The sequence below is a fragment of the Aurantimonas sp. HBX-1 genome, assembly GCF_021391535.1.
GTDB lineage: Bacteria > Pseudomonadota > Alphaproteobacteria > Rhizobiales > Rhizobiaceae > Aurantimonas.
In genome coordinates this window covers 4,336,677-4,349,562 of sequence record NZ_CP090066.1, presented here as the reverse complement: position 1 = coordinate 4,349,562, position 12,886 = coordinate 4,336,677, and the positions used below count along the sequence as shown (strand labels likewise).

At 69.4% G+C, this 12,886-nt stretch carries 13 protein-coding genes; 11 read left to right on the top strand and 2 right to left on the bottom strand.

All coding sequences use genetic code 11. The annotated features are described in order from the left end of the window. Positions 1 to 46 precede the first annotated feature (46 nt). On the top strand, positions 47 to 1,393 hold the full coding sequence (locus tag LXB15_RS20590) for an adenylate/guanylate cyclase domain-containing protein (RefSeq protein ID WP_233950211.1): 1,347 nt from the start codon (positions 47 to 49) through the stop codon (positions 1,391 to 1,393). A gap of 7 nt (positions 1,394 to 1,400) precedes the next feature. Here LXB15_RS20590 and LXB15_RS20585 read toward each other — a convergent pair whose 3' ends face one another. Then, complete coding sequence (locus LXB15_RS20585; protein WP_233950210.1) at positions 1,401 to 2,246, bottom strand: GNAT family N-acetyltransferase; 846 nt, start codon at positions 2,244 to 2,246, stop codon at positions 1,401 to 1,403. Positions 2,247 to 2,254: 8 nt separating this feature from the next. Then, positions 2,255 to 3,037: a polysaccharide deacetylase family protein gene (locus LXB15_RS20580; protein WP_233950209.1), complete on the bottom strand. Its 783-nt coding sequence runs from the start codon at positions 3,035 to 3,037 to the stop codon at positions 2,255 to 2,257. A gap of 107 nt (positions 3,038 to 3,144) precedes the next feature. On the opposite strand from LXB15_RS20580, the gene LXB15_RS20575 reads away from it, so the two are divergent. From LXB15_RS20575 to LXB15_RS20530, 10 genes are all read left to right on the top strand, one after another. Next, positions 3,145 to 3,624, top strand: coding sequence for a GNAT family N-acetyltransferase (locus tag LXB15_RS20575; protein WP_233950208.1), 480 nt, complete (start codon positions 3,145 to 3,147; stop codon positions 3,622 to 3,624). A 224-nt stretch (positions 3,625 to 3,848) separates the two neighbouring features. Continuing rightward, complete coding sequence (gene sdhC, locus LXB15_RS20570; protein WP_233950207.1) at positions 3,849 to 4,241, top strand: succinate dehydrogenase, cytochrome b556 subunit; 393 nt, start codon at positions 3,849 to 3,851, stop codon at positions 4,239 to 4,241. Between the two features lie 10 nt (positions 4,242 to 4,251). Next, positions 4,252 to 4,632 (top strand): succinate dehydrogenase, hydrophobic membrane anchor protein, encoded by a 381-nt coding sequence (gene sdhD, locus LXB15_RS20565; protein ID WP_233950206.1) that lies wholly within the window; start codon positions 4,252 to 4,254, stop codon positions 4,630 to 4,632. A 2-nt stretch (positions 4,633 to 4,634) separates the two neighbouring features. Further along, the gene (sdhA, locus tag LXB15_RS20560) at positions 4,635 to 6,491 is read left to right on the top strand and encodes a succinate dehydrogenase flavoprotein subunit (RefSeq protein WP_233950205.1); all 1,857 of its coding nucleotides are present in this window, start codon (positions 4,635 to 4,637) and stop codon (positions 6,489 to 6,491) included. 176 nt (positions 6,492 to 6,667) lie between these two features. Continuing rightward, complete coding sequence (locus LXB15_RS20555; RefSeq protein ID WP_233950204.1) at positions 6,668 to 7,384, top strand: hypothetical protein; 717 nt, start codon at positions 6,668 to 6,670, stop codon at positions 7,382 to 7,384. A gap of 64 nt (positions 7,385 to 7,448) precedes the next feature. After that, the gene (locus tag LXB15_RS20550; RefSeq protein ID WP_233950203.1) at positions 7,449 to 8,594 is read left to right on the top strand and encodes an App1 family protein; all 1,146 of its coding nucleotides are present in this window, start codon (positions 7,449 to 7,451) and stop codon (positions 8,592 to 8,594) included. A 138-nt stretch (positions 8,595 to 8,732) separates the two neighbouring features. Then, entirely contained in the window at positions 8,733 to 9,512 is a 780-nt protein-coding gene (locus LXB15_RS20545; protein ID WP_233950202.1) for a succinate dehydrogenase iron-sulfur subunit, read from the top strand. Between the two features lie 114 nt (positions 9,513 to 9,626). Then, entirely contained in the window at positions 9,627 to 10,559 is a 933-nt protein-coding gene (locus LXB15_RS20540) for a cell wall hydrolase (protein ID WP_233950201.1), read from the top strand. A gap of 31 nt (positions 10,560 to 10,590) precedes the next feature. Further along, positions 10,591 to 12,081, top strand: coding sequence for an alkaline phosphatase D family protein (locus LXB15_RS20535; RefSeq protein WP_233950200.1), 1,491 nt, complete (start codon positions 10,591 to 10,593; stop codon positions 12,079 to 12,081). 239 nt (positions 12,082 to 12,320) lie between these two features. Then, entirely contained in the window at positions 12,321 to 12,710 is a 390-nt protein-coding gene (locus LXB15_RS20530) for a septal ring lytic transglycosylase RlpA family protein (protein WP_233950199.1), read from the top strand. Positions 12,711 to 12,886 lie beyond the last annotated feature (176 nt).

The following is a 12,886-nucleotide window of genomic DNA, read 5'->3' as shown; positions in this document are numbered from 1 at the left end:
CAAACAAGGTGACGGTCCGGACGACAACGGCAGGCCCATACGCGACATGGCAAGACGCACGCAACTCCTGGCGCCGTTCAAGGGCTCTCCGCCGGGCCGGACGATTCCCGACCGCGTGCAGGACGTCGTCCAGCAATTCGATCGGCGCAGCGAGCAGCTGATCGGCTGGGTGCAGCTGACCCTCGGCAGCTTCCTGGCGATCCTCTACCTCGTCGCGCCGCGGCCGACCGACGCGCTGATGCAGCAGCCGGTCCCGGTGAGTCTGGCGATCTACCTCGCCTTTACCGGCCTGCGGCTGTTCCTCTCCTACCGGATGCGCATGCCGGCCTGGTTCCTGGCCTTCTCCATCCTCGTCGACGTCGTGCTGCTGTTCGGGCTGATCTGGTACTTCCACATCCAGTACGGGCAGACGGCGAGCTTCTACCTGCGGGCGCCGACGGTGATGTACGTCTTCGTCTTCATCGCCATCCGCGCTCTCCGCTTCGAGCCGGCCTGGGTGCTGGCGACCGGGGCGACGGCCGCCGTCGGCTGGTTCCTGATGACGCTCTATGCGATCCGGGCCTCCGGGGCGGAGAGCATCACCCGCAGCTACGTCGCCTATCTGCAGGGCAACGGCATCCTGATCGGTGCCGAGATCGACAAGATCGTCGCGATCCTGCTGCTGACGACGGTGCTGGCGCTGGCGCTGGCCCGGGCCAAGCGCCTGCTCGCGGTGGCGACGCGCGAGCAGATCGAGCGCGAGGAACTACGCCGTTTCCTGCCCGAGGACGTCGAACGCGCCATCACCGAGGCACCCTCCGCCGTCGTCGCGGGCGCGGCGCAGGAGCGCGACGCGGCGATCATCGTGCTCGACATCCGGGGCTTCTCCGCCTTCGTCAACCGCAGCGAGCCGAAGGACGCGGTACAGACCCTCGTCGGCCTGCACCGGCTGATCGTGCCGGTCGTCCAGCGCCATGGCGGCGTCGTCGACAAATATCTCGGCGACGGCGTGCTCGCGACCTTCGGCGCGACGCGGCCCTCGAAGACGGCGGCGGCCGACGCGCTGCACGCGCTGGTGGAGATCATGGCGATCGCCCGCGAATGGTCGACGGCGACCGAGTTGGAGGGGCTGACCCTTCGCATGAACGGCGCGGCGACGGCCGGCCGGGTGGTGTTCGCGGCGCTGGGCGACGAGTTCCGCCTCGAATACACGGTGATCGGCGACGCGGTGAACCTCGCGGCCAAGCTCGAGAAGCACAACAAGTCCGAGCAGACCGCGGCGCTGACGACGAGCGAGACCTACGCCCTGGCGCTGGCGCAGGGTTTCAGCACCGAGGTGCCGGCGGAACTGCGCAGCGGCTGCATGGTGCAGGGCGTGGCGCACCCAATCGACATCGTCGTGCTCGATCCCTAGCGGCGCCTCAGGGCAGCTTCTGGTCGAGCAGGATGACCTCGGAGAACAGATGGTCGACCGCCGCCGGCGCCAGGTCCGGCGACCGGAACCACCGGGCGAGCGCGATCGGCTCGACAGCGCCCTGATCGTCGTCAGGAGCCATCCAGCGCGAATCCACCGCCAGCACGCCGTTCTCGCCGGTGACCAGCGTATCGGCGACGGACTGTGCCGCGGCCGACAGGCAGGCCGGATCGCTGGCGTGCAGGATTTCGTGATAGGCGACGGCATCGCCCTTCAGCTTGCGCTGATACACCAGCCAAAGCCCCGGATCGCCGACCAGCGCGTGATGGATGTCGAAGCCCCGATGCAGGTCGAGGACCTGCCGCTGCGATGGTGCCAGGCGCTCGCGGATCGCCGCCGGGTCGCGCAGGCAGGTGAGCGGCGCCCGGTCCCTGCCCTGCCGCGGCCGGAACAGGCTGCGCGCCGCGTCGAGGACGTCGAAGCCGAGGGCGCGGATCTTGCGGCCGGTGGCCCGGCGTGCGGTCATCGTCGCATAGGTCACGCCCGTCTTCGCCATGCCCGCCCGGAGCAGTTCGTCGCCGGTGCCGTCGCCGCGATAGTCGGAAAGCAGATACCAGGACGACAGGTCGCAGAAGCGCTGCATGCCGCCGCCCACCGGCCGGTCGCTGTAGATCGTGCCCATGAAACCGACGATGCGGCCGCCATCCTCGACCAGCCAGCCGCGCTCCACGTCCGCCGGCCGCCACGGATAGTCGAGCAGCCGCCGCCAGCGCTCGGCCGGGATGCGGGCATTCATCCGCTCGTGCAGCAGCCGGGCGACCGGCTCGATATCGGCTTCTCCGGCAGGCCGCACGACGGGACTCATGGGCGCGGCGACCCGGCTTCGGGCGCCGGGGCGGCGGCAAACAGGGAGGCGGCGCCGCGGAACCGGACCGACCCGTGCGCCGCCAGCGTGTCGAGCAGTTCGCCGAGGAAATCCCAGGTCTGCCCGTCGTGATCGAGGTGATGCGTCAAAAGGCCGAACGGCTCCTGCGGATCGGTGCGGCCGAGGCGCCGGTCGGCGATGCGCTCGGCGGCCAGCCGGATCAGCTTGTCGCGCCCGGCAAACCGCGCCCCGCCCTTCCAGGTCAGGAGGTCGAGATGCGTGTTTATCTCGGCGAATCCGGCAGCTTGTGGCGGGCTTGGGCGCGACCCGAACAGCGACACCCCGCGATAGGCAAGGCCGGGCAGCGCCCGCACGACGTCGGGCTCGATGCGGTTCCAGGGCGGCACCAGCGCCGGCACGAAGCGCGCGCCGAACATCGCCTCGAGCCGGTCGCGGCCGGCCGCCAGATCGCCGAGCAGGGCGTCGCGTTGCCGGACGCCGCCGCACTCCACCGCGCGGGCGCCGCAGACGGCGTGGTTGCGGTGCGCGAAGCCGTGCTGCAGCACCGTCAGGCACGGATCAGCGAGCGCGCCGGCGAGCTCCGGGATCATCGCGGCCGGGATCACCGCCAGCGCCAGCGGCAGGCCGCGGCTCGAAGCCGCCTGCGTCAGCCGGCCGAGCGCCGGCGAAGGCCGCACCGCGTCGTCGTCCCGCCACCACGCCTCGAGCCTGCGGCCCTCGTCCGCCCACCGGTCCAGCTCGTCGATCAGTTCGCCCATGTCCTGCATCGCCGATGCCTAGACCAGGACGCCGGGTGACGGCAACGCCGGCGCCGGTCCGCCGCTTTCGGCTTGACCCTTCGGGCATTCGCCCGCAAACCAGCGTCATGGAGACGCCCGCCCCGGACATCGACATCAGACGGCTTCGGCTCAGCGACGCCCGCGAGCTCGCGCCGCTGATCTCGGCCTACAACCAGTCGCTGTTTCGCGGCCCTCCGGGCGCGCCCGACACGTTCTACGCCGAGCAGTTGCTGCAGGACCGCACGGCCGAGGTGCTCGGCGCGCGCCTCGATGGCGAACTGGTCGGCTTCGTGCTCTATTATGACATCCCGGATCTGTGGACCGGCATGCGCTCCGGGCTCGCCGACCATATCTTCGTCGCCCATCGCCATCGCCGCAAGGGAATCGCCAAGGCGATGATCGACCTCCTGGCGGAAGAGGCCGACAGCCGCGGCTGGTCGAAACTGGTGCTGCACGCGCCGCGCAATCCGGGCGCCGGCCGCGGCCTCTACGAGCGGGTGGCCGAGCCGGCCGACTGGGCGAGCTTCGTCATCCGCTTCAACGACCGGGCCCTCGACAAGCGCTGATTCGGCGCAGGGGTCCGGGGCGATCGAGATCGGGAGAACTTGCCCGCGCGCTGTTGACGCAACTAATCGATTAAGCCGCCGATGCCGCAGCGGCGGGCCGTCAGCAGCCTTGCGTTCGCAGCTGCGATAGTCCTTTTAGGCGACGTCTCATCGCTGTGCAGCATCGGGCGATCCCGCTCATGCCGCGCGGCGGAGAAACCGAATGCGAGGACGAGAAGGCACCCATGTCCGACCTCAGATCAGCGCGGCCGCTGTCGCCGCATCTCACGATCTACAAATTCCGCCCCACCATGGCGATGTCGATCCTGCACCGCATCACCGGCGCGGCGCTCTACGGCGGCACGCTGCTGCTCGTCTGGTGGCTCGTCGCCGCCGCGAGCGGCCCGGATGCCTTCGAGACGGCGTCGGACTTCTTCGGCTCGATCGTCGGGCGGATCATCCTGTTCGGCTACAGCTGGGCGCTGCTCCACCACATGTTCGGCGGCATCCGGCATCTGATCTGGGACACCGGCCACGGCCTGTCGAAGGAGACCTCGACGAAACTCGCCATCGCCACGCTGGTGGCGTCCCTCGCGATGACGCTGATCCTCTGGATCGCCGTCCTGGCGTTCGGCTGAGGAGACGGTGATGCAGAATTTCAGGACACCGCTCAGCCGCGTCCGCGGCCTTGGCTCGGCCCGCGACGGCACCGGCCATTTCTGGCAGCAGCGCCTGACCGCGGTCGCCAACGTCGTGCTGATCACCTTCTTCGTGATCCTCCTCGTCGCGCTGCAGGATGCCAGCTATCTCGAGCTGCGGTCGGCCTTCGCCAATCCGCTGGTCGGGATCGCCATGGCCCTGGTGACGGTGTCGGCGACCATCCATATGCGGCTCGGCATGCAGGTGATCATCGAGGACTATGTCCACGGTGGCGCCAAGCTGCCGCTGCTCATCCTCAACACCTTCTTCTCGGTCGCCGTCGCCGGCGCCAGCCTGTTCGCGATCGTCAAGATGAGCTTCGGAGCCTGACCATGGCCAGCAACGGCAAAGTCAACGGCGCCGGCCAGCCGCATCGTTCGGCCCCGGCACAGAACGGCAAGGCCTACAGCTTCGTCGACCACACGTTCGACGTCGTCGTCGTGGGCGCCGGCGGCGCCGGCCTGCGCGCCACCCTCGGCGCGGCGCAGGCCGGGCTGAAGACCGCCTGCATCACCAAGGTCTTCCCGACCCGCTCGCACACCGTCGCGGCGCAGGGCGGCGTCGCCGCGTCGCTCGGCAACATGGGCCCGGACGACTGGCGCTGGCACATGTACGACACCGTCAAGGGATCGGACTGGCTGGGCGACCAGGACGCCATCGAATACCTGGTGCGCGAGGCACCGAAGGCGGTCTACGAGCTCGAGCATTTCGGCGTGCCGTTCTCGCGCACCGAGGACGGGCGCATCTATCAGCGGCCGTTCGGCGGCATGACCACCGACTACGGCAACGGCCCCCCGGCGCAGCGCACCTGCGCCGCCGCCGACCGCACCGGCCACGCCATCCTGCACACGCTCTACGGCCAGTCGCTGCGCTATGCCTCGGAATTCTTCATCGAGTATTTCGCCATCGACCTGATCATGGACGAGGAAGGGGTCTGCCGCGGCGTCGTCGCCATCAACATGGATGACGGCACGATCCACCGCTTCCGCGGCAAGAAGACCATCCTCGCCACCGGCGGCTACGGCCGTGCCTATTTCTCCGCGACCTCGGCCCATACCTGCACCGGCGACGGCGGCGGCATGGTGCTGCGCGCCGGCCTGCCGCTGCAGGACATGGAATTCGTGCAGTTCCACCCCACCGGCATCTACGGCGCCGGCTGCCTGATCACCGAGGGCGCCCGCGGCGAAGGCGGCTACCTGACCAATTCCGACGGCGAGCGCTTCATGGAGCGCTACGCCCCCTCGGCCAAGGATCTCGCCTCGCGCGACGTCGTCTCGCGGTCCATGACCATGGAGATCCGCGACGGCCGCGGCGTCGGCAAGAACAAGGACCACATCTTCCTGCATCTGGACCATCTGGATCCGGCCGTGCTGCACGAGCGGCTGCCGGGCATCTCGGAATCGGCGCGGATCTTCGCCGGCGTCGACGTCACCCGCGAGCCGATCCCGGTGCTGCCGACGGTCCACTACAACATGGGCGGCATCCCGACGAACTATCACGGCGAGGTGCTGACCAAGAAGAACGGCGACCCGGACTCGGTGGTGCCCGGCCTGATGGCCGTCGGCGAGGCGGGCTGCGTCTCCGTCCACGGCGCCAACCGGCTCGGCTCCAACTCGCTGATCGACCTCGTGGTGTTCGGCCGCGCCGCGGCGCTGCGCTGCGCCGAGACGGTGACGCCGGGCGAGGACCAGCCGGACCTGCCGGCAGGCGCCGGCGACAACTCCCTCGCCCGTCTCGACCGCTTCCGCTACGCCAATGGCGGCACGCCGACGGCGGTGCTGCGCGACCGGATGCAGCAGACCATGCAGTCGAACTGCGCGGTGTTCCGCACCGGCGAGATTCTCGAGGAAGGCCACGAGAAGATCCACGAGGTCTGGGCCGGGTCGGAGGACGTGCGGGTCACCGACCGCTCGCTGATCTGGAACACCGACCTGATCGAGACGCTGGAATACGACAATCTCATCGCCCAGGCGGTGGTGACCATGGATTCGGCCCGCAACCGCACCGAGTCGCGCGGCGCCCACGCCCGCGAGGACTTCCCCGACCGCGACGACGCCAACTGGATGAAGCACACGCTCTCCTTCGCCGACACGGCGGCAAGGACGGTGTCGCTCGAGGACCGGCCGGTGCACACCTACACGCTGTCGAACCAGATCGACTATATCGAGCCGAAGAAGCGGGTTTACTGAGCAACGCCGCGAGGAGCCGCGCGATCGGCCGGCCATGCGCCGGCTGGTCAGGCTTGCCGTTGCCGCGACGCGGTGGCCCGCCCGGGCTGCCACATCGCGGCTGCGGCCCTAGGTCTGGGTGGGGACACCTTTCACCGGCCCGAGCAAGCGGCCGGATCAAGCAATTCGGAGGAATGATGGACAAGTTCAAACGCGCCGGCCTCGCCGGCCTGACGATCCTCGCGCTCGGCGCCCTGCCGCTCGCCGCTCAGGCGCAAAGCGATCCGGCGCCCGCCGCCTCGCAAGCGCCGGCCGAAACGACGGGCAGCGACGCCGCACCCGACCCGGCCGCGACGGAGACGCCGCAGGATCCAGCTGCCTCCGGCGGCGACGCCAGCGACATCACCCCCTCGGGCGGACCGGGTGGGGGGACGACGACGGTCGACGGCTCCGACGACACGGATACGGACGAGCAACAGTCCGACCAGCCCCGCAACGCCGTCGGCGACAAGTTCGAGCTGCCGCGCGTCTCGGAAGGCAACCAGGTCGAGCTGATCGCCGGTCTCTGTGGCGTGCAGATGAAGCAGATGACCCCGCTCGCCTGCAAATGCCTTGCCGAACAGGCGCTGGAGAAGCTGTCAGACCCGCAGCGTGACTATCTGATCGCCAGCGTCGTCGCGCCGCCGGTGGCCGAGCGGATGCTGGGCGACGGCCGTGTTGGCCAGCCCGACCAGGCGACGATCTTCGCCTTCCTCAATGCCACGTCCGAGGCCTGCGTGACCGGCAGTTTCGTGGAGCCGGCAGAAGGCGCGACCCCGCAGGCGACGCCGCCTGCCGCTCCGGCAGCACCTGCTCCGGCAACACCCGCACCGGGCGCAGCCGCGCCGGCCGATGGCGCCGCCCCGGCCAACTGACGACCGAGGGGGAGCCGGACGCCCGGCTCCCCCTTCTTCGCCGCGAACCGCCATGACCGGATCGATGCTTCACTCCCTGGCCCTTTCGGCGGAACGGCGCTGGTCGCGCCTGCGACACGGGCTGAAGCGCCGCGCCGGGCTCCTCGGCACACCGATCATCCTGCCCTATCTCGGCTTCGGCACGGCGAAGAGCCTCTGGGTGCGCGGGCGCGTCGTCGAGGACGAGGGCGTGGTCTCGGCCCTGCACAGCGATTCCCTTCTCACCAATCTCCGCCTGACGTTCCGCCGCTACGAGTCCGACGAAATTGCCGGCGCCGAACTCGCCTTTGAAGGCGCCGGCCGGTCCGGCACCGCGACCACCGACCGCGAAGGCTTCTTCGATTTCACCGTCGAGGCGCCGGACATCCCGGCCGGCGGGGCCTGGACCCATGTCGACCTGACGCTGACGGACGTCCCCGGCTACGACTGGCGACCGCTAGGCGCCAGCGTCCCGGTACGGCTGGTCCCGCCGGAGGCCCGCTTCGGGATCATCTCCGACATCGACGACACGATCGTCGAAACCGGCGCCACCAATCTCTTCCGCCATTGGCGGACGGTCGTCGCCAATTCTGCCGAGAGCCGCACGGCGTTTCCCGGCGTCACGCATCTTTACCGCGCGCTGACGCGGGGCGAGGCCGGGCCGGAAACCAACCCGATCTTCTATGTCTCCTCCAGCCCGTGGAACCTCTTCGACCTGTTCGAGCGGTTCATGCGCCTTCACGCCATCCCGGTGGGCCCGATGCTGCTGCGCGATTTCGGCATCGACGAGACCAAATGGTTCACCGGCAGCCACGACACCCACAAGCTGGCGATGATCGAGCGGGTCATGGACGCCTATCCGCATCTGCCCTTCCTGCTGATTGGCGATTCCGGCCAGCGCGACGCGGCGATCTATGCCGAGGCGAACCGGCGGCATCCGGGGCGCGTGCTCGCCGTCCACATCCGCGACGTCACGCCGGAGGGACACAGCCCGGCGGTGACGGAGGCGCTCGCCGCGCTGCGGTCGGCCGGCGTCCCGGTCACCATCGGCGCGAGCCTGGAGGCGGCGGCGACACTCTCGGCCGAGCAGGGGCTGATTTCCGCAGACGCCGCGCGCGCCGTTGCGGAAGCGGTCGGCAAACGCCGGGCCGGCATCCGGGAAACCCCGCTCGGCGAGAGCCGGAACCGCTGACAAAACCCGGCAAATCGCCGGATAATTCAACCGATTCAATGGTTCCCTGCGCGGTTTCGTCTCTGGCGTTTTGCACCGCAACCTTTATGTTGCGAACGATTCCAATCGTGACGATCCCCATCTGAAATTGGACTGATCATGGTCGAGCTTGCGCTTCCGAAGAACTCCACCCTCACCGAAGGCAAGGTGTGGGACCGGCCGCAGGGCGCGACCAACATCCGCGAGTTCAAGATCTACCGCTGGTCGCCGGACGACGACGCCAATCCGCGCACCGACACGTTCTATGTCGATGTCGACGATTGCGGGCCGATGGTCCTCGACGCGCTCCTGTGGATCAAGAACAAGGTCGACTCGACCCTGGCGCTGCGGCGCTCCTGCCGCGAAGGCATCTGCGGCTCCTGCGCGATGAACATCGACGGCGCCAACACGCTGGCCTGCACCAAGGGCATGGACGAGGTGAGCGGCGCCATCAAGGTCTACCCGCTGCCGCACATGCCGGTGATCAAGGACCTGGTGCCCGACCTCACCGTCCCCTATGCGCAGCTGCGCTCGATCGAGCCCTGGCTGAAGACCGAGACCCCGGAGCCCGAGCGCGAATGGCGCCAGAGCCACGCCGACCGCGAGAAGCTCGACGGGCTCTACGAGTGCATCCTGTGCTTCTGCTGCCAGACCGCCTGCCCGTCCTACTGGTGGAACGGCGAGCGCTATCTCGGGCCCGCCGTGCTTCTCCAGGCCTATCGCTGGCTGATCGATTCCCGCGACGAGGCGACCGGCGAGCGTCTCGACGACCTCGAGGATCCGTTCAAGCTCTACCGCTGCCACACCATCATGAACTGCACCCAGACCTGCCCGAAGGGCCTGAATCCGGCGAAGGCCATCGCCGAGATCCGCACGATGATGGTCGAGCGGCGGGTCTGACCGGCGCGGCGACTGACGCAGCGAGGCCACACCGGGCGGGTAAACGGCCCGCCGGCCACGCCCGGATCGCAACCCGCCCGCTTGCGGTCATCATTGTGCGGTCACGGATGCGTCATGAAGACGATCCGACCCTCCCGCCGCCTGTCGCTGTCCGCCATCGTGCTGTTGCCGCCGCTCGCCCTTGCCGGCTGCGTCGGCACGGGCGCGGACCTCGAGGAGGCGGTCAAGCCGCTCAGCTACGGCCCCAGCCAGGAATGCCTCGCCCGGGCGATGTATTTCGAATCCAACCGCTCCAGCGAGAGCGGCATGATGGCGGTCGGGACGGTGGTGATGAACCGCGTGGAGTCCGGGGAATATCCGAGCGACGTCTGCGCCGTGGTCGCGCAGCCCAAGCAGTTCGCGCCGGGCGTCATGACCCGCACGATGGGCGCCGGCAAGGATCTCGCCATGAAGACCGCCTACCGCGTGCTCTCCGGCGAGCGCCACGAGCCGGTCCGCGACGCGCGCTTCTTCCACACCGCCGGCCTGTCGTTTCCCTACGGGAACATGCACTACACGGCGATCGCCGGCGGCAATGCGTTCTACGAGAAGGTCTCGCGCCGCCATCGGCCGGACTTCAAGCATGCCTCGCAGGCGGAAGTCGCCGCAGCCGGCGCTTCGGGGGCGATCGACGGCATGCGCCAGGGCGCGAGCGGGGCGACGCCGGCACCCGTCGCGGCAGCCCTCAAGCCGGTGCGCAAGCCGGCCGAAGCGAGCCCGTTCCTGGCGCTGTGGAACGGCCTTGCCCGCAAGTACGCGACGCCGGCGCGCCCGGCAGCCGAAGCGTCCACGGCACCCACCACCGCCACGCCGGACCTCGTCGCGGCGACCGCGGCAGACGCCGCGCCGGCCGCGAATGCTGCCCTGCCCGGCGTGACGACGGCTGCACCCCTGCCTGCCGGCCGTCCGGAGACTCCCGCCGAGGCGGTGGTCGCCGCATCGTCCGCCTCCACGAATACGCTTGCCGAACGCGGCGGCCGCGTCGTCAGCCCGACCGCACGCCCCTAGGTCCTTCGGCATTCCCCGGGATGCCGGACCGTTGTCCGCGACGGCCGAGGCAGGCCGCACGATGATCGGCGACCACTCCACCGGCACCGCGACCGCCGCCATCGCCGGGCCGATCCTCTATGCCCGCGGGGGCGACGGCGAACGGCATGACCTGGCCGCCCTGCTGGTGCTGCCCGACGGCATCGGCGCCCCCGAGCTTCTGCCTGATTCGGGCGACCCGGCCCGACCGATCGTGCTGGCGACGTGTTTCGGCCGGACGGTGTGGCGCTACGATTTCTCGCTGCCGGCCGACCGCGATTCCGCCTACCGGCTGGGCGGCGAGCGTTTCACCGTCGCCTCGCCCGCCGCGAGCGACCGGCGCATCGTCTATGTCTCCTGCAATGGCCAGGAGACCGGCGATCTCGACCGCCTCGACACCGAGCGCGACGCGATGTGGGAGCGCCTCGCCGCCGAGCATCGCCGCACGCCCTTCGCGCTGATGCTGCAGGGTGGCGACCAGCTCTATGCCGACGACGTCCTTCTTGCCCATCCGAGCGTCGAACGCTGGGCGGCGGCGCCGCGCGACGCCCGCGGCGACATCGGCTTCGAGCCGGAAGCCGACGCAGCCGTGCGGCGCTTCTACTTCGAGCGCTATCTCGGCAATTTCGGCCGCACCGCGATGCGGACCGTCGCCGCGGAAGTTCCCTCGGTGATGATGTGGGACGACCACGACATCATCGACGGCTGGGGCAGCCATCCGGGGGCGCTGCTCGACAGCCCGGTCGGCCGGGGCCTGTTCGCGGCGGCCCGCGACATGTTCCTGCTCTTCCAGGTCGCCGGGAGCGACGCGGCCCTGCCCGCGACCGTCCCGGACCGCAGCGGCGCGACGCTCGGCCTCGCCATCGGCTTTCCGGGCCTGACCATCCTAGCGCCGGATCTTCGCAGCGAACGGCGGCCCGACCAGGTCATGGGGTCGGCCGGCTGGTCCTTCCTCGAGTCGGCGCTGGCCGCGACTCCGGCGCGCAACCGCGTCCTGATGATGTCCAGCGTGCCGGCGCTCGGCCCGCGCCTCAGCTGGGTCGAGGCGGTGGCGGACATGCTGCCGGTGCGCAACAAGTACGAGGACGACATGCGCGACCAGTGGCAGAGCCGGGTGCACCGCGACGAATGGATCCGCTTCCTCTCGCTTCTCGCCGCCCGGCAGGAGGCGGCCGACCAACCGCTCACCCTCGTCTCCGGCGAAATCCACCTGGCGACCCGCGGCGAGATGCGGCTTACCGACGGGTCGCAGCTGCATCAGCTGGTGGCCTCCGGCATCTCCCATCCGGCGCCGTCGCGGTCCTATCCGATGCTGCTCGGCTTTTTGGCGCGGTTCGGGCAATCGCCGCTGCCCGGCCAGCCGATCCGGCTGCATCCGCTGCCCGGACAGCGTTGGACCTACGTGGCGGAGCGCAATTACCTGGTGCTGTCGTTCGAGGAAGAAGCGCTGCAGGCGGAGTGGGAACTCGAGCGCGGCGGCCGGACGCCGCCGCTGGCCCTCTGATCCGGCATGGCCACCCGGGTTAACTGCCGCGCCCTTTCCAGTCCGCGAACCATGGCGCGAATGCGACGGTTTTGACGCGATTGCGCCAGCGTCGGGACAAATATTCTCCGGCAGGTCACTGTCTTGCGCCAAACCCGCGAAAAGTTCCACGATCTTGGAATGACCCTATTCCCTTCAAGTTTTCGTCACAGGAGTTGCCGAGAGAGACGCCATCGAAATGATCGCTGGAAAAAAGTCGCATGAAGCTTCTTCTGAGAACCGCCCTGACCGCAGCCCTCTTCGCCGGCACGCTCGCCGGCGGCTACGCAGGCGGGACGGACGAGGTCGTCGCGCAGCCACGCCACGTGGCATCGGGCGCCGCATCCTACTACGGCAAGCGGTTCCACGGACGCACCACCGCCAACGGCGAACGCTTCAACATGAATTCCATGACCGCCGCCCACCGCACCCTGCCCTTCGGCACCAAGGTGAAGGTGACCAACCGCCGCAACGGCAAGTCTGTCGTCGTGCGCATCAACGATCGCGGCCCGTTCCATGGCAAGCGGATCATCGACCTGTCGCAGGGCGCCGCCTCGCGCATCGGCATGATCAGCTCCGGAACCGCCAGCGTCAGCCTGGACGTACTCTGAGCCTCCGGCTCACGCCCCGGGGGGCTGCCATCGGCAGTCGGGGAGACGGCGCCCGCAGGGCGGTCCGTCGATACTGAGGGGGTTGGGTGAGCTGCGGCTTTCCCGCCTGTCACGCCGCTGAAGCGGCCATTCACCATCTCTGCCAGATAGGCCCATCGCCATGGCTCCGGTCCGCG